This window comes from Aeromicrobium sp. Leaf289 (assembly GCF_001423335.1).
GTDB lineage: Bacteria > Actinomycetota > Actinomycetes > Propionibacteriales > Nocardioidaceae > Aeromicrobium.
On sequence record NZ_LMNK01000004.1, the window covers coordinates 34,999 to 53,107 of the forward strand.

General features: G+C 72.9%; 20 protein-coding genes. 13 read left to right on the forward strand and 7 right to left on the reverse strand.

The annotated features are described in order from the left end of the window. Positions 1 to 23: 23 nt before the first annotated feature. A complete protein-coding gene (locus ASF37_RS12695; protein ID WP_156368203.1) occupies positions 24 to 1,547 on the forward strand; it encodes a hypothetical protein in 1,524 nt (507 codons plus the stop codon). Positions 1,548 to 1,557: 10 nt separating this feature from the next. Further along, on the forward strand, positions 1,558 to 2,037 hold the full coding sequence (locus tag ASF37_RS12700; protein ID WP_056555405.1) for a hypothetical protein: 480 nt from the start codon (positions 1,558 to 1,560) through the stop codon (positions 2,035 to 2,037). Here ASF37_RS12700 and ASF37_RS12705 read toward each other — a convergent pair. Further along, positions 2,034 to 2,312, reverse strand: a complete 279-nt coding sequence (locus ASF37_RS12705) for a hypothetical protein (protein ID WP_056555408.1) — start codon at positions 2,310 to 2,312, stop codon at positions 2,034 to 2,036. The genes ASF37_RS12700 and ASF37_RS12705 overlap by 4 nt on opposite strands. A gap of 107 nt (positions 2,313 to 2,419) precedes the next feature. Between ASF37_RS12705 and ASF37_RS12710 the strand changes: the two genes are divergently transcribed. Next, a complete protein-coding gene (locus tag ASF37_RS12710; RefSeq protein ID WP_082480700.1) occupies positions 2,420 to 3,259 on the forward strand; it encodes a 1-acyl-sn-glycerol-3-phosphate acyltransferase in 840 nt (279 codons plus the stop codon). After that, positions 3,259 to 4,260, forward strand: a complete 1,002-nt coding sequence (locus ASF37_RS12715) for an NAD(P)H-dependent glycerol-3-phosphate dehydrogenase (RefSeq protein WP_055965428.1) — start codon at positions 3,259 to 3,261, stop codon at positions 4,258 to 4,260. The genes ASF37_RS12710 and ASF37_RS12715 overlap by 1 nt, the downstream gene beginning before the upstream one ends. Positions 4,261 to 4,281: 21 nt before the next feature. Here the strand turns inward: ASF37_RS12715 and ASF37_RS12720 are convergent, their stop codons facing one another. Next, complete coding sequence (locus tag ASF37_RS12720) at positions 4,282 to 5,346, reverse strand: PLP-dependent aspartate aminotransferase family protein (protein ID WP_055966410.1); 1,065 nt, start codon at positions 5,344 to 5,346, stop codon at positions 4,282 to 4,284. A 111-nt stretch (positions 5,347 to 5,457) separates the two neighbouring features. On the opposite strand from ASF37_RS12720, the gene ASF37_RS12725 reads away from it, so the two are divergent. Further along, positions 5,458 to 6,549 carry a D-alanine--D-alanine ligase family protein gene (locus ASF37_RS12725; protein WP_056581019.1) on the forward strand — a complete coding sequence of 364 codons (1,092 nt, stop codon included), beginning with the start codon at positions 5,458 to 5,460 and terminating at the stop codon, positions 6,547 to 6,549. Positions 6,550 to 6,753: 204 nt separating this feature from the next. On the opposite strand, the gene ASF37_RS17375 is transcribed toward ASF37_RS12725, so the two are convergent. Both ASF37_RS17375 and ASF37_RS17380 read right to left on the reverse strand, forming a co-directional pair. Beyond that, positions 6,754 to 7,221 (reverse strand): DUF3515 domain-containing protein, encoded by a 468-nt coding sequence (locus ASF37_RS17375; RefSeq protein ID WP_055965434.1) that lies wholly within the window; start codon positions 7,219 to 7,221, stop codon positions 6,754 to 6,756. 2 nt (positions 7,222 to 7,223) lie between these two features. Then, positions 7,224 to 7,460, reverse strand: coding sequence for an Lrp/AsnC family transcriptional regulator (locus tag ASF37_RS17380; protein ID WP_055966413.1), 237 nt, complete (start codon positions 7,458 to 7,460; stop codon positions 7,224 to 7,226). 81 nt (positions 7,461 to 7,541) lie between these two features. Here ASF37_RS17380 and ASF37_RS12740 point away from each other — a divergent pair, with 81 nt between their 5' ends. Next, complete coding sequence (locus ASF37_RS12740; RefSeq protein WP_055965437.1) at positions 7,542 to 8,531, forward strand: thiamine-phosphate kinase; 990 nt, start codon at positions 7,542 to 7,544, stop codon at positions 8,529 to 8,531. Positions 8,532 to 8,634: 103 nt separating this feature from the next. Here the strand turns inward: ASF37_RS12740 and ASF37_RS12745 are convergent, their stop codons facing one another. Together ASF37_RS12745 and rpmB are read right to left on the reverse strand one after the other, a co-directional pair. After that, positions 8,635 to 10,071 (reverse strand): amidase, encoded by a 1,437-nt coding sequence (locus tag ASF37_RS12745; protein WP_235493008.1) that lies wholly within the window; start codon positions 10,069 to 10,071, stop codon positions 8,635 to 8,637. Further along, positions 10,041 to 10,226, reverse strand: a complete 186-nt coding sequence (rpmB, locus tag ASF37_RS12750; protein ID WP_055965440.1) for a 50S ribosomal protein L28 — start codon at positions 10,224 to 10,226, stop codon at positions 10,041 to 10,043. Before rpmB ends, ASF37_RS12745 begins: the two co-directional genes overlap by 31 nt. Before the next feature lie 166 nt (positions 10,227 to 10,392). Here rpmB and ASF37_RS12755 point away from each other — a divergent pair, with 166 nt between their 5' ends. Genes ASF37_RS12755 through coaD form a run of 4 tightly spaced genes read left to right on the forward strand, consistent with a single transcriptional unit; the run spans position 10,393 to position 15,223 of the window. Then, entirely contained in the window at positions 10,393 to 11,988 is a 1,596-nt protein-coding gene (locus ASF37_RS12755; RefSeq protein WP_055965445.1) for a DAK2 domain-containing protein, read from the forward strand. 10 nt (positions 11,989 to 11,998) lie between these two features. Further along, complete coding sequence (locus tag ASF37_RS12760) at positions 11,999 to 14,179, forward strand: ATP-dependent DNA helicase RecG (RefSeq protein WP_056581022.1); 2,181 nt, start codon at positions 11,999 to 12,001, stop codon at positions 14,177 to 14,179. Continuing rightward, entirely contained in the window at positions 14,176 to 14,730 is a 555-nt protein-coding gene (gene rsmD, locus ASF37_RS12765; protein WP_055965453.1) for a 16S rRNA (guanine(966)-N(2))-methyltransferase RsmD, read from the forward strand. Before ASF37_RS12760 ends, rsmD begins: the two co-directional genes overlap by 4 nt. Positions 14,731 to 14,743: 13 nt before the next feature. Then, positions 14,744 to 15,223: a pantetheine-phosphate adenylyltransferase gene (gene coaD / locus ASF37_RS12770; protein ID WP_055965456.1), complete on the forward strand. Its 480-nt coding sequence runs from the start codon at positions 14,744 to 14,746 to the stop codon at positions 15,221 to 15,223. 14 nt (positions 15,224 to 15,237) lie between these two features. On the opposite strand, the gene dinB is transcribed toward coaD, so the two are convergent. After that, positions 15,238 to 16,440, reverse strand: coding sequence for a DNA polymerase IV (gene dinB, locus ASF37_RS12775; RefSeq protein ID WP_056581025.1), 1,203 nt, complete (start codon positions 16,438 to 16,440; stop codon positions 15,238 to 15,240). A gap of 303 nt (positions 16,441 to 16,743) precedes the next feature. On the opposite strand from dinB, the gene ASF37_RS12780 reads away from it, so the two are divergent. From ASF37_RS12780 to rnc, 3 genes are read left to right on the forward strand one after another with little or no spacing between them, the layout of a single operon-like run. Continuing rightward, a complete protein-coding gene (locus ASF37_RS12780; protein ID WP_311209400.1) occupies positions 16,744 to 17,202 on the forward strand; it encodes a DUF177 domain-containing protein in 459 nt (152 codons plus the stop codon). A gap of 3 nt (positions 17,203 to 17,205) precedes the next feature. After that, positions 17,206 to 17,391, forward strand: a complete 186-nt coding sequence (gene rpmF / locus ASF37_RS12785) for a 50S ribosomal protein L32 (RefSeq protein ID WP_055965465.1) — start codon at positions 17,206 to 17,208, stop codon at positions 17,389 to 17,391. Further along, entirely contained in the window at positions 17,369 to 18,103 is a 735-nt protein-coding gene (rnc, locus tag ASF37_RS12790) for a ribonuclease III (protein WP_156364829.1), read from the forward strand. The genes rpmF and rnc overlap by 23 nt, the downstream gene beginning before the upstream one ends. Positions 18,104 to 18,109 lie beyond the last annotated feature (6 nt).

Here is an 18,109-nt window from a genome sequence, read left to right on the forward strand (position 1 = left end):
CACCGGGGCGCTACTCTCCGTCCATGACGACGGGGGTGGTCCGGAGCAGGACCAGGCGTGCTGCCACGACGGTCCTGGCAGGTCTCGTGGCCGCGGCGGTGCTGACGGGCTGTGGCGTCGACGACGACGACGTGGCCGCGCTCGAGGAGCTCGCCGGCGTCGAGCGAGCGAGCTCCAGCTGCGAGCTGGGACGCTGCAGCGTCCGCGTGGAGGTCCGCCCGACCATCCGCGCTTCGCAGCTCACCACGGTGTTCGGCGAGGCTCGCGACACGGGCGCCACCACCGTGGAGGTCGTCGAGGGAGAGGCCGACGACGCTGCGTCGTCCGAGCCGCGTGGCTCCGACCCCCGCGTCTCGGTGTCGCTCGACGAGGACAGCGAACGATCCGCGGACGCGGCCACGGCGCGCCTCGCCGTGGCCAGCTTCGAGCTCGCCGGTGTCTCGTCGTGGGGCCTGACGCGTGCCGCCGACCGCAGCAAGCTCACCGCGTCGGTGCAGGAGTCGCCCGATCTGCAGTGGCCGACGGGCCGTGACCTCTGGGACGGCGTCGCGACGCTCCCGAGCCCGGGCATGGTCCTCACGACCCGGCCGGAGAACCGTTCCGGGGCCAGCCGGCTCGTGGTCTCCGAGGAGTACCCCGAGCGTGCCGTCGCGTTCACGGTGGCGGTGGCCGAGGAGTTCGGGGCGTCCCGGCTCACCGGCGTGAGCATCGGGTCCCGGCCCGAGGACGAGGAGCAGGACGGCACGGGCGTGCTCCTCGGGGTCCGGTCCGCCTCCGACGCGACGGCGCTGGAGGCCCTCCTCGACGACGCTCGTGGCGGGGACGGCCTCGCCGTCTCCGTCGTGGTGGCTGACAACGTGCTCGCCGCCCGTCCCGACCCGACGCAGGATCCCGACGGCGGCGACACCGGCACGGAGGCCGACCGCCGCGCCCTGCTCAGCAGCCTCGAGGACGAGCCCGCCGTGAGCGCCTCGGTCCAGGCCAACACGCTCCGGGTGCGTGCCCTGGGTCCGCTCGACGAGGTACGTGCGGCCCTCGAGCGCGCCCGCCGCGCACATCCCGACTCCTACGCGCGCGTGCCGGTCACGGTCGAGCCCGACACGGTGCCGTCCGGTACCGGTTCGGGCGACCCGGAGGAGCAGGAGATCGACCTGTCGACGGTCGGCAGCCTCGACCTGCTCGACCTCGTGGCCGACCTCGGCGAGGTCGACGGCGCCGGTGCGGTCGGCGTGCAGGCGCACGGCGAGAAGTACGACTACCTGAAGCCGCCCTCCGACACCGACGCCTTCGTCTCCGTCCGGGCGGAGCGGCCCGGCATCGACGAGCTGGACGCGCTCGTGCAGGACGTGGCCCGGGTGCTGTCCCGCTGGAAGGGCCCCGAGACGTCTCTCAGCATGTCGATCGGCGTCGAGGACCCGGAGGGGCGTCAGGCCTCGGTGGTCCTGCGCATCGACCGGCGCGCGGGCACGTGGGTGGCCAGCTCCTCGGAGCGCGGGACCGAGGACAGGATCGCGAGCGGCATCCGGGCGTGGACGTCTGCGTCGTGAGCGGACCGCGATGACCAGGGTCGTCGTGGAGGTCGCCTCCGTGGTGCCCGCGCCTCAGGAGGTGGTGTGGGCTCGTGTGGCCTCGGTCGAGGGCATCGACCACGAGCTGCGCCCGTGGCTCTCGATGACGCTGCCTCGCGGTGCGAGAGGGCTCGACGTGCACTCGCTCCCGGTGGGTGTTCCGCTCGGGAAGGCGTGGATCCGTCTGTTCGGGGTGCTTCCCGTCGAGTACGACGACCTCACGGTGGTCGAGCTCGACCACGGCCGTCGGTTCCACGAGGTCTCGCGGATGCTCAGCGCGCGGCTCTGGGAGCACGAGCGCACGCTCACGCCCGGTCCGGACGGAGGCACGCACGTGCACGACCGACTCACGGTCGAGCCGCGGCTCGCGCTCGCGGCCCCCGTGGTCCGCCGGCTCGCCGTCGCGCTGTTCGGTCACCGGCACCGGCGTCTCGCGCGGTGGTGCGCCGGGCGGTCGACCGGTCCCTAGGCCTGCTTCGTGACCGCGGCGTGGATCTGGGCGACCTGCTCGGCGATGAGCGGCACCTGGTGCAGCAGCTCCAGCTCGGACTGCAGCTCCGCGAGGAGGTTCTTGACCTCACCGAGGGCCTGCCGGGTCTCGGCCAGCGTGACGTCGACCGTGCCGAGGGTCGTGTCGACGCTGCCGAGCGTGCCGTCGACACGACCGAGCACCCCGTCCACGTTCTTCAGCGCAGTGTCGGCGCGGTTGAGCACGGCGGCGGGATTCGCGGGGAGGAGGGCCATGCACGACCAACGAGCCGAAGGGCTTCTCGTCACCCCGGGCGCCGACACGGTCCCCACCGCGGGGACCGCGACGCCGAACGAGCCCCTCTCGTCATAGGCTCGCCCCCATGGATCGCCCTGCGGATCGCCTCGTGCTCCCGAGAGCCACGCGGTGGATCGTCCGGATCCTCCGTCCGTTCCTCATGGTGGCGACGAAGCGGGACTGGCGCGGCGTCGAGAAGCTGCCGACGGACGGTGGCTACGTGCTCGCCCCGAACCACCTCTCGCACCTCGACCCGATCCTCATCAGCCACTTCATGGTCGACCACCAGGTCGCGCCTCGGTTCCTGGCGAAGGACACGCTGTTCTCGGTGAAGGGGCTGGGCGCGATCCTGCATGGCGCGGAGCAGATCCCGGTCCACCGCAGCACCGAGGGTGCGGCCGAGTCGCTGCGCTCGGCCGTGGCCGCCGTCGAGTCGGGCAAGGTCGTCACCATCTACCCCGAGGGCACGATCACCCGCGACCCCGAGCTCTGGCCCATGAGCGGACGGACCGGGGCCGTGCGCGTGGCCCTGGCCACCGGTCGACCGCTCGTGCCCATGGCGCAGTGGGGGGCCCAGAAGATCCTGTGGCCCTACACCAAGGTCCCGAAGTTCCTGCCGCGCAAGACCATCCACGTCGTGATCGGCGACCCGGTCGACCTGTCCGACCTCAGGGACCGGCCGCTCACCGAGGAGGTCCTGCGCACCGCCACGGGTCGACTCATGGACGCGCTCACGGCGATGGTCGGCGAGATCCGCGGTGAGCTGCCGACGGGGCCCCGCATCGACGTGCACACGCTGGCCCGGCCGCGCAGCGACTTCCGGGCGCCCCTCGAGGGCGGCCCCGCCCCCGCACCGAACGACCCCGCACCGCATGACGTTGCACCCGCCGATCCCGGCGGTGCCGACACCCCGAAGGAGCCGTGATGGTCAGGACTGCCGTGATGGGAGCAGGATCGTGGGGCACCGCGTTCGCCCTGGTGCTGGCCGACGCCGGCAACGAGGTGCGGCTGTGGGGACGCCGAGCCGAGCTCTGCGACGCGATCAACGCCACCCACGAGAACGCCGACTACCTGCCGGGGATCGAGCTGCCCGAGGCCATCCGGGCCACGAACGACCCCCGGGAGGCGCTCGACGGCGCGGAGGTGGTCGTGCTGGCCGTCCCGTCGCAGCAGCTGCGCGCCAACCTCGGGGACTGGGGCGCCGCGATCGGTGACGACGCCGTCCTGGTGAGCCTCATGAAGGGTGTCGAGCTCGGGACCCACCTGCGGATGAGCGAGGTCATCGCCGAGCTCACCGGTGCGGGCCCCGAGCGCATCGCCGTGGTCACCGGGCCCAACCTCGCCAAGGAGATCGCCCGCCGCGAGCCGGCGGCCAGCGTGGTGGCCTGCGCCGACCAGGCCGTGGCCGAGCGCCTCCAGCAGCTCTGCCACACCGCCGCCTTCCGTCCGTACACCAACACCGACGTCATCGGCTGCGAGCTGGGCGGCACCACGAAGAACATCATCGGCCTGGCGGTCGGGGTGTGCGTGGGACTCGGGTTCGGCGACAACACCAAGGCGTCGGTGATCACGCGCGGGCTGGCCGAGACCGCCCGCCTGGGCATCGCGATCGGCGCCGACCCGCTCACCTTCTCCGGGCTCGCCGGCATGGGCGACCTGGTCGCGACCTGCTCGTCCCCGTTGTCGCGCAACCGCAGCTTCGGCGAGAAGCTGGGCCAGGGGCTCAGCGTCGAGGAGGTCACCGCGCAGACCCGTCAGGTCGCCGAGGGCGTCAAGTCCTGCCAGTCGGTCGCCGAGCTCGCCGCCGCGCACGACGTCGACATGCCGATCGTCGCCCACGTCGCCGCGCTCATCGCCGGCGAGATGGACCCGGAGAACCTGGTCAAGGCCCTCATCTCGCGCGAGGCCAAGCCCGAGGTGCGCTGACGCGGACGTCGCCCCGAGGCGTCAGATCGACGCGAGGGAGCGTTCCACGTCGTACCAGATGTCCTCGACGTCCTCGATGCCCACGGACAGCCGCACGAGGTTCTCCGGCACGCCGGACGGCTCCTGCTCGTGGCGCCGTCGCCGCTCCCACGTGGACTCCACGCCGCCGAGGCTCGTGGCGTAGGTGATGACGTCGGACAGCTCGGTGACCTTCTGCGCCGTCTCGGGACCACCCAGGACCTCGAAGGAGACGATCGTGCCCCAGCCGGGGTAGCGGACGCCGGTGACGACCCGCGACGTCTGCAGCCGGGTGGCGATCTCGCGGGCGTTGGCCTCGGCGCGGTCCAGGCGCACGTGCAGGGTGCGGATGCCGCGGGTGGCGAGCCAGCACTCGAGTGCGCCGGGGATGGCACCGAGGTTCGCGCGCCGTGCCTCGATGGCCCGGTGCGCGCGGTCGTTCCCGGTGACGACCGCGCCCAGGATCACGTCGCTGTGGCCCGAGATCAGCTTCGAGGCCGAGTGCACCACGAAGTCGGCCCCGAGCTCGAGCGGCTTCTGGCGGAGCGGCGTCGCGAAGGTGTTGTCGACGGCCACGGCCGTGCCGGACCGCGCGGCCTCGCTCGCGATGCGCTCGATGTCGGCCACCTCCAGCAGCGGGTTGGTGGGCGACTCCAGCCACACAAGGGCGGCGTCGTCGGCGGCGTCGATCACGGCCTGGGTGTCGGTGACGTCGACGAGGCGCAGGTCGATGAGTCCGCGCCGGGCACGCTCGCGCAGCTGCACGAGGGTGCCGGAGTAGGCCGCCGCGGGCGCGACGACGGCCGCCCGCGCGGGCACGAGGTCGAACACCGCGGTCGTGGCGGCCTGGCCGGAGGCGAACGCCAGGGCGCGTCCGCCCTCGAGGGCACCCAGCACCTCCTCGAACGCGGTCCAGGCCGGGTTGCCGTGCCGCCCGTACTCGGAGTCCCCGCCGGGCACGAGCGCGCTCGCGAGCGTGATCGGTGCGTTGAGTGGTGCCCCCGGGGTGCGAGCGGGTCGACCGGCTCCGACGGCGATCGTCGAGGAGGAGAGGTCGGGTCCGTGCATGGCCACCATTGTGCCCCGCCGGTCCGCATCGGCCCAGGGCCCGGGGACCCCCTTCCGTCGGTGACGTGGCGCACGCTCGGGACAGGGGTGGCCGGGCTAGGCTGTCGTGCGATGAACTCCAGCGCACCGGCAGTGACTCCGACGGGGGACTCGACCGCTCGACCCAGGGTCGCCGTCGTGTTCGGCGGTCGGTCCAGCGAGCACGGGGTCTCGTGCCTCACCGCCCGCAACGTGGTGTCCGTGATCGATCGGGGTCGGTACGACGTGACCACCGTGGGGATCACCCCCGACGGACGATGGGTGCGCGACGACCTCGGGGGCGTCGTCCCCGACGGTGGTCTGCCGCACGTCGATCCCGACGGGGCGCCGTTCGCGTGGGAGGAGCTGCGTGACGTCGACGTGGTGCTGCCGCTGCTGCACGGCCCGTGGGGCGAGGACGGCACGATCCAGGGTCTGCTGGAGATGGCGGGAGTCCGGTACGTCGGCGCCGGGGTGCTCGCGAGCTCCGTCGGCATGGACAAGCCGTTCACCAAGACCGTGTTCTCGGCCGCCGGGCTGCCGCAGATCGCCTACGTGACGATCACCCCGCGCCAGTGGGAGCTCGAGCGCGAGAAGGTGCTGGACCGGGTGCGGGCGCTGCGGCTCCCCGTGTTCGTGAAGCCCGCACGCGCCGGCTCCAGCTCGGGGGTGACGAAGGTCGACGACCCCTCGCAGCTCGTGGCCGCGGTGGAGGCGGCCCGTGAGCACGATCCGAAGGTGATCGTGGAGGCGGCCGCGATCGACAAGCGCGAGCTCGAGGTCGGCGTGGTCCAGCGTCTCGACGGCACGGCCGAGGCGAGCGTGGTGGGCGAGGTCCGCAACGACGACGCGACCCACGACTTCTACGACTTCGAGGCCAAGTACCTCGACGGCTCGAGCGCCAACCTCGTGCCCGCCGACATCTCCGACGTGCTGTCCGAGCGGATCCGCGCCTACGCGATCCAGGCCTTCGAGGCTCTGGGCTGCGAGGGGCTCGCCCGCGTCGACTTCTTCCTCACCGGCACGGCCCCGGACGGTCTCGTGGTCAACGAGATCAACACCATGCCGGGCTTCACCTCCACGTCGATGTTCCCCGTGCTGTGGGAGGCCAGCGGTGTCTCGTACGCCGACCTGGTCGACCGCCTGCTGCAGCTGGCCCTGCAGCGGGAGCCCGGTCTGCGCTAGGTCGGTCTCGGCCGAGTGGCCGCGGCGAGGGTGGTGCCGGACTCACGCACGATTCTGCCTTCGGGAGTGAACCTCCGAAGGATTCTGCAGTCGCGACGGGATCGCGTCGCGAACGCAGCATCGTTCGAGCTTCCGTGCACGAACGCAGAATCGTGCGTCACTCTGGCGGCGCTCCGGGTGCTCGCCTGGTTCCGGACCCGACGCTCAGCCGCGGCAGGGCTGCTCGACCGGCAGGTGCTTGTCGATGCTCTCGGCGAGGTCGACCAGCACGTCGGCCGCGGGGTCGTGCACGGCCGGGACGTCGACCTCGACGTTCGCGCGTCGGCCGACGGTCGTGAAGCGGAAGCCGTTGGCCGTCTGCTCGTCGAACCAGTCGACCCCGTCGACGAGCTTGCACTCGGAGGTGGGCTCGAACGCCTCGGGCGTGGGGACGCCGCAGCGCAGCACCACGGGCGGGTCGCCCCACGCCGCGGCGGGGACGTCCTGCTCGAGGGTGCGTCGGTCGAGGCCGTCCACCGACGAGGGCAGGTCGGCGATCAGTGCCCCGCAGTCGACGTCGGTGCCCGGTGCGGTGGGGTAGGCGTCGACGAGCACGCCGCTGCCGCAGGCCGCGAGCGGGACGAGGCTCGCGGCGACGACGAGGCCGAGACGACGCCCGGCGTGGCGGGGCACCGTCAGATCTTGACGACGGGGCAGGTCAGCGTGCGGGTGATGCCGGGGACCTTCTGGATGCTCTGGACGACGAGCGTGCCGAGCTGGTCCATCGAAGGACCTTCTGCGCGGACGATCACGTCGTACGGGCCGGTGACGTCCTCGGACACCGTGACACCCTGGATCGCGGCGATCTCCTGCGCGACCTGGGAGGCCTTGCCGACCTCGGTCTGGACGAGGATGTAGGCCTGGACCGTCATGCTGACCTCCGTGCTCGGGAACCTCGACACCATACTCGACCTCGCAGGTGGGTCGCCGCCCGGCTGGTCCACAATGGGCGGGTGCCAGCACAGGAGCAGGGAGCGGCCGACGCCTCGAGTCCGTCGTCGGTGTCCGACGTGGGCGAGTTCGGCCTCATCGACCAGGTGCAGGCGGCCGCGGGATCGCACCCGCGGGTGCTGATCGGACCCGGTGACGACGCTGCGCACGTGCGGACCCACGACGGGACGTTCGTGGTCTCCACGGACCTCCTCGTGGAGGGTCGGCACTTCCGGCGCGACTGGTCCTCGGCGCTCGAGATCGGCCGCAAGGCCGCCGCGGCGAACCTGTCGGACGTCAACGCCATGGGGGGTGTGGCCACGGCGCTCACGGTCGGGCTCGGCGTCCCCGCGGACACTCCGTCGGCCTGGGTCGTGGAGCTGGCGAAGGGGTTCGAGCAGGAGGCCGCTCTCGTCGGTGCACACGTGGTGGGCGGTGACATGACGGCCAGCGACGTCGTGGTGGTCGCGGTCACCGTCATGGGCGACGCGCCGCGACCGGTGCGCCGGTCGGGTGCCCTGCCCGGCGACGTCGTGGCGGTGGCAGGACGGCTGGGCTGGTCCGCTGCCGGGTACGCCGCGATGAGCCGCGGGTTCCGCTCGCCGAAGGCTGCGGTGGAGGCGCACCGCTGCCCCCGGCCTCCGTACGCGGCGGGTCCGGCGGCCGCCGATGCCGGCGCGACGGCGATGATCGACGTGAGCGACGGTCTCCTCGCCGACCTCGGCCACGTCGCCGTGGCCAGCGGGGTGCTCATCGACCTGCGGTCGTCGACGCTCGCGATCGACGAGCCCGTGCGCACCGTGGCGGAGGCGCTCGGCACCGATCCGCTCGCGATGGTCCTGACCGGGGGCGAGGACTTCGCCCTCGCTGCCACGTTCAGCTCGGCGACCGAGCTGCCGGCCGGGTGGTCCGTCATCGGCTCGGTGCGCGACGTCGCGGGGGAGGAGTCGCCCGCGGTGCACGTCGACGACGCCCCCTGGGACGGCGACACCGGCTGGCAGCACTGGCGCTGACTCGCGCCGTACGACCATCCGCTGACCGAGTAGCCGCCCCGGCGACGAAGGAGCACGGGGTGGTGTGTCGAGATCGAGGCCTTGGCGCCGCCGAGCGGAAGCGTCAGTCCTGGATGCGCGCGAACGGCTGGGCGGCCTCGAGCTCGTAGGACAGCTCGAGCAGCGTGCGCTCGTCGCCGTGCAGCGCCTGGAGCTGGACGCCGATCGGCAGGCCCTCGGCGGTGCGGCCGAGCGGCAGCGAGACGGCGGGGGAGCCCGTGGCGTTGTTGAGTGGGGTGAACGCGGCGTACCGGACCAGGCGGTCGAACATCTCCGGGAACGCGCCGTTGGGTGACAGGTGCCCCAGGCGCGGCGTGGTGTGCGCCAGCGTGGGGGAGAGCGCGGCGTCGAGACGGTTCTCGGCGAAGTGCTCGCGCAGCTCGTGCTCGCTGCGCTTGAGCGTACGGATCGCCCCCGGCGTGCGCCAGAACGAGCGGGCGAAGCGGCGCGCCAGGTGCTGCGTGAGGGGGTCGGTGGCCGACTTGTCGAACTGCGGGTGCATGACCCGCTTGCCGAAGTGGTGGGTCGAGAAGGCCAGCATCGCCCAGTAGTGCTTGAACGCCTCGGCGAAGGCGTCGGCCGCGGGCAGCGGCACCTCCACGACCTCGTGCCCGAGCGACGTGAGTCGATCCGCCGTGGCGAGCACCGCCGCGCGGGTCTCGTCGTCGGTCGGCGTGTCGGTGAGCGAGTCGAGCACCAGGCCGATGCGCAGACGACGGTCGCCCGGTCCCTCGACGAGGCCGACGAGGGGGAGCCCCGGGGCCGTGCGGTGCGCCTCGGCCGCGGCCAGGAAGTGGGCGGTGTCGCGCACGGTGCGCGTGACCACGCCGTTGCAGACGACGTCGACGGGCATCTGCTCGGCGTGGGCGTCAGGCGCCAGCCGTCCCCGGGTCGGCTTGAGCCCGACCAGGCCGCACGCGGCGGCGGGGATGCGGATGGAGCCGCCACCGTCGTTGGCGTGGGCGATCGGGACGACGCCGGACGCGACGAGCGCTGCTGCGCCGCCGGAGGAGGCGCCGCTGGAGAAGTCGGTGTCCCACGGGTTGTGGGTGGCTTCCCACTGGTCGAACTCGGTGCTGGCGCTCCAGCCGAACTCCGGGAGGGAGGACTTGCCGAGCGGGACGAGGCCGGCGGCGCGCAGCTGCGTGGTGAACGGCGCGTCGGCCGCGGCCGGTGTCGGCGGGATGGCGCGCGAGCCCTGCCGCGTGGGCAGGCCTGCGACGTCGGTGTTGTCCTTGACGAACGTCGGGACGCCGGCGAGTCGACCTGTCAGGGGGCCGGACGCCAGGGCGAGCGCACGCTCGAAGTCGTCGACGACGATCGCGTTGAGGTGCGGCTCGACCGCGGCTGCACGGGCGACGGCAGCCTGAGCAGCCTCGACCGCGCTGATGCTTCCATCGGCGATCGAGGCCGCCACGCCGACGGCGTCGAGCTCACCGAGAGCATCGTCGCCGAAGGCATGGACGTGCTTCAGCGGCTGACCTTGCCGGCCTTGAGGCACGACGTGCAGACGTTCAGGCGCTTGGGCGTGCCGTCGACGACGGCGCGCACGCGCTGGATGTTGGGGTCGAAACGACGCTTCGTGCGTCGGTGCGAGTGGGACACGTTGTGGCCGAAGCCAGGTCCCTTGGTGCACACGTCACAAACCGCTGCCACAGTGACCACTCCTGCTAACTCGATACGGGGATTCGTCGGACGACGAAAGATGAGGGGCGCCCGCACGGCGGGCAACCGCTCAAGGATAGCCGATGCCCACCGGGCGGGGCCAATCGCCCGTCGCGGGTGCCACCGGTACGTCCTGGGGCCACGCTAACCTCACCCCATGGTGCTGCGCCTGCGTCCCGACGCCTTCCGTGCGTGGACCCAGCTGTGCGTGCAGGCGCTGTCGGCCACCCGGGCCGAGATCGACGCGCTCAACGTGTTCCCGGTCCCCGACAGCGACACCGGGACCAACGCCTACCTGACCTTCGTGGCCGGGGCCGACGCGGTGGCGGCACTGCCCGACGACGTCGCCCTCGCCGACCTCGTCCGCGCCCACACCGACGGCCTGCTCACGGGAGCCAAGGGCAACAGCGGCGTCATTCTCTCCCAGCTCGTGCGCGCCACCTTCCACGACCTGTCCCTCGACGCCCCCGTCGAGCCCGCCGACGTCGCGCGGTCCTTCCGGGCCGCGTCCGATGCCGCGCACGCCGCCGTGGGTCGGCCGGTCGAGGGCACCATCTTGTCGGTGGCCCGGGCGGCGGCCGAGGGGGCCGAGCACGCGGTGGAGTCCGGCGCGGAGGCCCGCGACGTGTTCGCCCTGGCTGCCGCGTCGGCGCGGGTCGCGCTGGCCAGGACGCCCGAGCAGATGCCGAGGCTCGCCCAGGCCGGCGTGGTCGACGCGGGCGGTCGCGCCCTCGTGGTGGTGCTCGACGCCACCGAGCGCGCCCTCACCGGCCGCGCCCCCGAGCCGGCGGCCCACCACGTGCCGCGCCCCGTGGCGCCCGCCGGCGACGACTTCGTCGAAGGGGGTCCGGGCTACGAGGTCATGTACCTGCTCGACGCCGACGACAGCGAGATCCCCGCACTGCGCACCGCGCTCGACGGCCTGGGCGACTCGCTCGTCGTCGTGGGCGGCGAACGGCTGTGGAACGTCCACGTGCACGTCGACGACGTGGGCGCCGCGATCGAGGCCGGCATGCAGGCCGGCCGGCCGTACCGCATCGCCGTCACCCACTTCGCCGACCAGATCGCCCGTCAGCGGGGCGAGGCCGCGGTCGGTCGTGCCGTCGTGGTGGCCGCCACCGGCGCCGGGCTGGCCGACCTGTGCCGCGAGGCCGGGGCCCACGTCCTCGAGTTCACCCGTGACCGGCCCGTCGACGTCGCCACGATGCTCGGGACGCTGCGCTCCCTCGACGTCGCGGAGATCGTGGTGCTGCCCAACAACCAGCGCTACGTCGGCCTGTTCGACGCGGCGGCCAAGCAGGTGCGCGCCGACGGCGTGCGCGTCGCGGTCATCCCCACCCACGCCCAGGTGCAGGGTCTGGCGGCACTGGCGGTCCACGACCCCGGCCTGGACTTCGACGAGGACGTCGTCGCCATGTCGAGCGCGGCCGCCCACACCCAGCACGGCGCCGTCACGGTGGCCACCGAGCCGGGCATCACGATGGCCGGCCCGTGCGACGTCGGCGACGTGCTCGGCGTCGTCTCCGGCGACTTCGCGGTGGTCGGTCACGACGTCGCCGAGGTCGCGGGTGCGGTCCTCGACCGGCTCGTGTCCCCGGCGGCCGAGCTGGTCACCCTGGTCGTCGGCGACGGAGCCGACGACGACGTCGCGCAGGAGCTGTCCCGCCGCCTCCGGGCCGAGCGGGTCGACGTCGACGTGGTCGTCTACCAGGGCGGCCAGGAGAACTACCCGCTGTTCGTCGCGGTGGAGTAGGAGTGGGGCAGTGAGCACGACCCCCGCAGGCACGCCGACCAACCCGCCGCACCGTCGGCTGCGCTCGGTCGTGGGCGACGCGACGGCCAAGAAGCTGGCCACGCTCGGCCTCGAGACCATCGACGACCTGCTGCGCCACTACCCGCGGCGCTACGTGTCGCTGGGCGAGATGACCGACCTCGCGGCGCTCCAGGTCGGCCAGTACGCCACGGTCATGGCCCGCGTGGTCGAGGCGGTGAACCGGCGCTTCGGGCCGGGCGGGCGCAAGACCCGCACGGAGGTGACCATCACCGACGGGAACGCGCGGATCACCCTCACCTTCTTCTCCCAGCCGTGGCGGCAGGCGCAGCTGGCGCCCGGCACCGTCGGGCTGTTCGCCGGCGAGGTCGGGGCCTTCAACGGCCGTCTCCAGCTCACCCACCCGTTGTACGAGCCGCTCGAGGGCCCCGACGCCATGGAGGGGCGGATCGCGCGCGGCATCATCCCGATCTACCGGGCGAGCGCGAAGATCCCCTCGCTCGCCATCGAGCGCTCCGTCGAGACGGTGCTGGCGATCGCCGACGTCGAGGACCCGGTCCCGGCCGGCGTCCGGGCGTCCCGGGGCCTGCCGGCCGCCGCCGAGGCGTTCGAGATGATCCACCGGCCCCGCTCCACCGAGCAGTGGCAGCTCGCGCGCGACCGCTTCCGCTTCGAGGAGGCGTTCGTGCTGCAGACGGTGTTCGCCCAGCGTCGGCACGCCGCCCTGGGCCAGTCCGCAGCACCGCGACCCCGTCGCGTCGGCGGTCTGCGCGACGCCTTCGAGGAGCAGCTGCCGTTCACGCTCACCGACGGCCAGCGTTCCGTGGTGGCCGAGATCGAGGCCGATCTGGCCCGCGAGCACCCGATGCACCGGCTGCTCCAGGGCGAGGTCGGCTCGGGCAAGACGATCGTCGCGCTCCTGGCCATGCTCCAGGTCGTCGACGACGGTGCGCAGGCCGTGCTCCTGGCGCCCACCGAGGTGCTGGCCGCGCAGCACCACCGCGGCATCACGGCCATGCTCGGGGCGCTCGCGCAGGGCGGGATGCTCGGGGGAGCGGCCGAGGGCACGCGGGTGCGGCTGCTCACCGGGTCCATGGGGGCCAAGGCGCGCAAGGAGGCCCTGCTCGACGCCGCGTCCGGTGCCGCCGGGATCGTCATCGGCACCCACGCGGTGCTGCAGGACACCGTGCAGCTGGCCGAGCTCGGGCTCCTGGTGATCGACGAGCAGCACCGGTTCGGCGTCGAGCAGCGAGCCGTGCTGGTCGACCGCACGGAGGTCAAGCCACACGTCCTCGTCATGACGGCCACGCCCATCCCGCGCACGATCGCGATGACGGTGTTCGGCGACCTCGAGACCTCGACGTTGAGCGAGCTGCCCGGCGGACGTCGGCCCATCCAGACCACCGTGGTCCCGGCGGCGGAGCGGCCCGACTGGCTCGCCCGGGCCTGGGACCGGGTGCGCGAGGAGGTCGCCGAGGGCCGCCAGGCCTACGTGGTCGTGTCGCGGATCGGTCAGGACGCCGAAGGGGCAGCGGTCGAGGCCGCCGACCCCGACGCCCCACCGACCCGGTCCCTGCTCGACCTGCACGACGAGCTGGCCGCCGGGCCGCTCGAGGGCCTGCGCCTGGGCATGCTGCACGGACGCCAGCCGGCCGACGAGAAGGACGCCACGATGACCGGCTTCGCGCGGGGCGAGATCGACGTGCTCGTGGCCACGACGGTGATCGAGGTGGGGGTCGACGTGCCCAACGCCACGGTGATGGTGGTCGTCGACGCCGAGCGGTTCGGGGTGTCGCAGCTGCATCAGCTGCGCGGACGGGTCGGGCGTGGTGGCCACCCCGGCCTGTGCCTGCTGGTCACCTCGGCGGAGGAGGAGTCGCCGTCGCGCGAGCGTCTCGACGCGGTCGCGTCCACGTCCGACGGCTTCGCCCTGTCGCGGCTCGACGCCGAGCAGCGGCGCGAGGGCGACGTGCTGGGCGCCGCCCAGTCGGGCATCCGCAGCAGCCTGCGCCTGCTGTCGGTGGTCAAGGACGAGAAGGTCATCGCCGACGCGCGTGAGGTCGCGACCGCCTTCGTCGAGTCCGATCCCGCGCTCGACTCGGCACCGGACCTGCGGCTCGCCGTCGACCGGCTCGAGGAGTCCCGGCAGGCCGACTACCTGGAGCGCACGTGACGCGGGTGATCGCCGGTCGGTGGGGCGGTCGCCGGCTCCGCACGCCCCCCGGCGACGGCACCCGTCCCACGTCCGACCGTGTGCGCGAGTCGCTCTTCGCGTCGTTGGTCTCGCTGTTCGGGGGCCTGGACGGGCTCCGGGTGCTCGACGTCTACGCCGGGTCCGGTGCGCTCGCCCTCGAGGCGCTGTCGCGTGGTGCCGCCTCGGCCGACCTGGTCGAGTCCGACCGTCGGGCAGCGCAGGTGGCACAGCAGAACGTCCGCGACCTCGGCGCCGAGGCCGTCGTGCACCGCACGAGCGCGGCGAGCTTCGTCGGGTCGGCGACGGGTCCCTACGACCTGGTCCTCCTGGACCCGCCCTACGCCGTCGGCACCGACGACGTCGCGGCCGTCGTCACCGGGCTCCACGCGGTGCTGGCCGACGACGCCGTGGTGGTGGTGGAGCGCTCGACCCGCACGCCGTTCGCGTGGCCGCCGGGCTTCGAGGGCTTCCGGGAGCGGGCCCACGGCGAGACGACCGTGTGGTTCGGAGCCCGCAGCGACGAGCCCTGATAGCGTCGGCGCCGTGACCCGTGTCGTCTGCCCCGGCTCCTTCGACCCGGTGACCAACGGTCACCTCGACATCGTGCGCCGGGCTTCCCGGCTGTTCGACGAGGTGGTCGTGGCCGTGCTGGTCAACGAGAACAAGAAGAGCCTGTTCTCGCTCGAGGAGCGCATGGACCTGCTCGCCCGAGCCACCTCCGACCTGCCGAACGTGTCGGTGGACTCCTTCCAGGGCCTGCTGGTCGACTTCTGCACCGAGCACGACGTGTCGGCCATCGTGAAGGGCCTGCGGGCGGTCTCGGACTTCGACTACGAGCTGCAGATGGCCCAGATGAACGGCAGCCTCACCGACGTCGACACCGTGTTCATCCCCACCAGTCCCGAGTACTCCTTCCTGGCCTCGAGCCTGGTCAAGGAGGTCGCGAAGGGCGGGGGAGACGTGAGCGGGCTGGTGCCCGACTTCGTGCTCGCGCGCCTGGACGAGGTCTTCGGCCGCTCCTGAGCTCCGCGGACGGCTCAGTCGTCCGGCAGCGTCGGCATGGCGGGCCGCTCGCCCCGCCCGAGCTGGGCACCTCGACGCACCGCGCGTGCTCCGAAGCGATCACGGACGGCGTCGACCGCCGAGTCGAGCCCGGGGTCGTCGGCGGCCGTGAGCGGGAGCAGCAGCTGCTCGCCGTGGTCGTCGAGGCCGGCGGCCTGGAAGCCGACGAGGGTGATGCCCCGCCGAGCGATCTCGCCGTGACGCGACCGCAGCAGGTGCATCACCGCCTCGAGCAGCACCTGGGTGTGGGCGCTCGGCCGGGGCAGCGTGTGCGAGGTGGTGGAGCTGGTGAAGTCGTCGAACCGCACCCGCAGCACCACGGTCGACGCCGTCCGCCCCGCCGAGCGCAGACGCCGCGCCACTCGGTCGACGAGGCCGAGGAGCACCACCTCGACCTCCTGAGGGGCCCGTTCACCCCGGCCGAGGGCGTGCTGGGCCCCCATGGAGCGCCGCGACGGACGGGCCCGCACGCGCCGCGGGTCGTGGCCCGAGGCGAGGGCGTGCAGGTGTGCGGCCGCACCGGCACCGACCAGCGAGGCGAGCTCGCCGCGCTCCAGGGCGGCGACGTCGGCGATGGTGCGGATGCGGGCGGCGTGCAGCTTCTCGGTGGTGCGCGGCCCGACGCCCCACAGGGCCTGGACCGGCAGGGACAGCAGGAAGCGCCGTTCGTCGTCGAGCGGGATCACGAGCAGGCCGTCGGGCTTGGCCATGGCGCTGCCGACCTTGGCGAGGTACTTGGTGCGCGCGACGCCCACCGAGATGGGCAGCCCGACCCGCTCGCGCACGTCGGCGCGCAGCTGCGTGGCGATCTGCGACGGTGCGCCCCGGATGCGGCGGAGGCCGCCGACCTCGAGGAACGCCTCGTCGATCGAGACGCCCTCGACCAGCGGGGTGGTGTCGTCGAAGACGGCGAACACCTCGCGGCTGGCCTGCGTGTAGGCCGCCGGACGGGGCGGCACCACCACCAGGTCGGGGCACAGCCGGAGGGCCTGCCGCAGCCCCATCGCCCCCTTCACGCCTCGGGCGCGTGCCTCGTAGGAGGCGGCCATGACCACGCCCCCGCCGACGGCCACCGGACGACCGCGCAGCGCGGGGTCGTCGCGGATCTCGACGGAGGCGAAGAAGGAGTCGAGGTCGGCGTGCAGCACCGTTCCCTCGCGCTCCGCCGACGTCTCCACGGCTCGAGGGTCCCACCATCCACCGACATACGGGGGCCCGTCGCTCCGGGGGGAGCCCCGGAGGGCCCGGGCGGGTCGGAGGGTGCAGGTACGCGATTGGTGTCGCGGCGCGGGCACCGGTTATGATGGACGGCGGCCTGCTTGCAGGCTGTGATCTGCTGTGCACATCGACGGACGGACGTGAACGTGCAACCGGGCCCCTTGGTCTTCGACACCCAGGTGTTGGGACGCCGACCAGGGACCGAGCGTACGTTCACCAGGACCATCGAGGCGCCTGCGGATCTGGGCCACGACGTCTACGGCGTGCCCGAGGGATCGTCCATCGATCTCGAGCTCCGGCTCGAGGCCGTCATGGACGGGGTGCTGGCCACCGGCACCGCCTCGGCGCGAGCAGTGGGCGAGTGCGTCCGCTGCCTGGACCGACTCGACGACACCGTCGTGGTGGACCTGCAGGAGCTGTACCTGTACGACCCGATCGGCGCCGGCGACGGTGCTGAGGAGGACGGGGAGGAAGACGAGCTTCCGGCCCTCGAGGACGACCTGCTCGACCTCGAACCCGTCCTGCGGGACGCGGTGGTGCTCGCACTGCCGCTCAACCCCGTGTGTGATCCGGAATGTCCGGGACTGTGCCCCGAGTGCGGGGCGCGCCTCGCGGACGATCCAGACCACACACACGGCGATCCGATCGACCCCCGCTGGGCGTCGTTGGGCCGCTTGACCCAGAACCTCCCGGGCGATGTCCCGGGGCCGAACAAGGAGTAGATCGTGGCAGTTCCGAAGCGGAAGATGTCGCGCAGCAACACGCGCCACCGCCGTTCGCAGTGGAAGACCACGGCGACCACCCTCGTCGACTGCGCCAACCCCGCCTGCGACTCGAAGGTCGTCCCGCACCGTGCGTGCGGTGAGTGCGGCCAGTACGGCGCGCGCGGTGAGCGTCGACAGGTCCTCTGATCCTCAGGGCCACGAAGCCCTGAGGGAGGTGCTCGGCGTCCCCGACCTGGACGCCGATCTCCTCGAGCACGCCCTGACGCACCGCTCGTACGCGTACGAGAACGGTGGACTGCCCAACAACGAGCGCCTGGAGTTCCTGGGCGACTCGGTGCTGGGTCTCGTCGTCACGGACGCGCTCTTCACCAACCACCCCGACCTCGCCGAGGGGCGGCTCGCCAAGCTGCGGGCCGCCGTCGTGAGTGCCAAGGCGCTCGCCGAGGTCGCGCACACCCTCGACCTCGGCTCCCACATCCGTCTGGGCCGCGGCGAGGAGGCCACGGGCGGACGCAACAAGTCGTCGATCCTCTCCGACACCGTCGAGGCCGTCATCGGGGCGATCTACGTGCAGTTCGGCATCGAGCGTGCCTCGGAGGTCGTGCACACGGTCTTCGACCCGTTCATCGCCCGTGCCGCCGACCTGGGCGCGGGTCTGGACTGGAAGACCTCGCTGCAGGAGATCGCCGCCAACCACGACCTCGGCGTGCCGCGCTATGCGATCGAGAGCGAGGGCCCCGACCACGACAAGACGTTCGCGGCGGCCGTGCTCGTCGGGGACCGGCGGTACGAGGGCGGCACCGGTCGTTCCAAGAAGGAGGCCGAGCAGCAGGTCGCCGAGATCGCGTGGCGGGCCATCACGGCCGAGGTGAGCCCGGCCGACGCCGTCGAGGTCTGAGCGGTT

What these genes read in the sequence shown, in the direction of transcription:
- ASF37_RS12695 (WP_156368203.1), top strand. Translation starts at nt 24, where the DNA reads ATGACGACGGGGGTGGTCCGGAGCAGGACCAGGCGTGCTGCCACGACG.
- ASF37_RS12700 (WP_056555405.1), top strand. Translation starts at nt 1,558, where the DNA reads ATGACCAGGGTCGTCGTGGAGGTCGCCTCCGTGGTGCCCGCGCCTCAG.
- ASF37_RS12705 (WP_056555408.1), bottom strand. Translation starts at nt 2,312, where the DNA reads ATGGCCCTCCTCCCCGCGAATCCCGCCGCCGTGCTCAACCGCGCCGAC.
- ASF37_RS12710 (WP_082480700.1), top strand. Translation starts at nt 2,420, where the DNA reads ATGGATCGCCCTGCGGATCGCCTCGTGCTCCCGAGAGCCACGCGGTGG.
- ASF37_RS12715 (WP_055965428.1), top strand. Translation starts at nt 3,259, where the DNA reads ATGGTCAGGACTGCCGTGATGGGAGCAGGATCGTGGGGCACCGCGTTC.
- ASF37_RS12720 (WP_055966410.1), bottom strand. Translation starts at nt 5,346, where the DNA reads ATGCACGGACCCGACCTCTCCTCCTCGACGATCGCCGTCGGAGCCGGT.
- ASF37_RS12725 (WP_056581019.1), top strand. Translation starts at nt 5,458, where the DNA reads ATGAACTCCAGCGCACCGGCAGTGACTCCGACGGGGGACTCGACCGCT.
- ASF37_RS17380 (WP_055966413.1), bottom strand. Translation starts at nt 7,460, where the DNA reads ATGACGGTCCAGGCCTACATCCTCGTCCAGACCGAGGTCGGCAAGGCC.
- ASF37_RS12755 (WP_055965445.1), top strand. Translation starts at nt 10,393, where the DNA reads ATGGTGCTGCGCCTGCGTCCCGACGCCTTCCGTGCGTGGACCCAGCTG.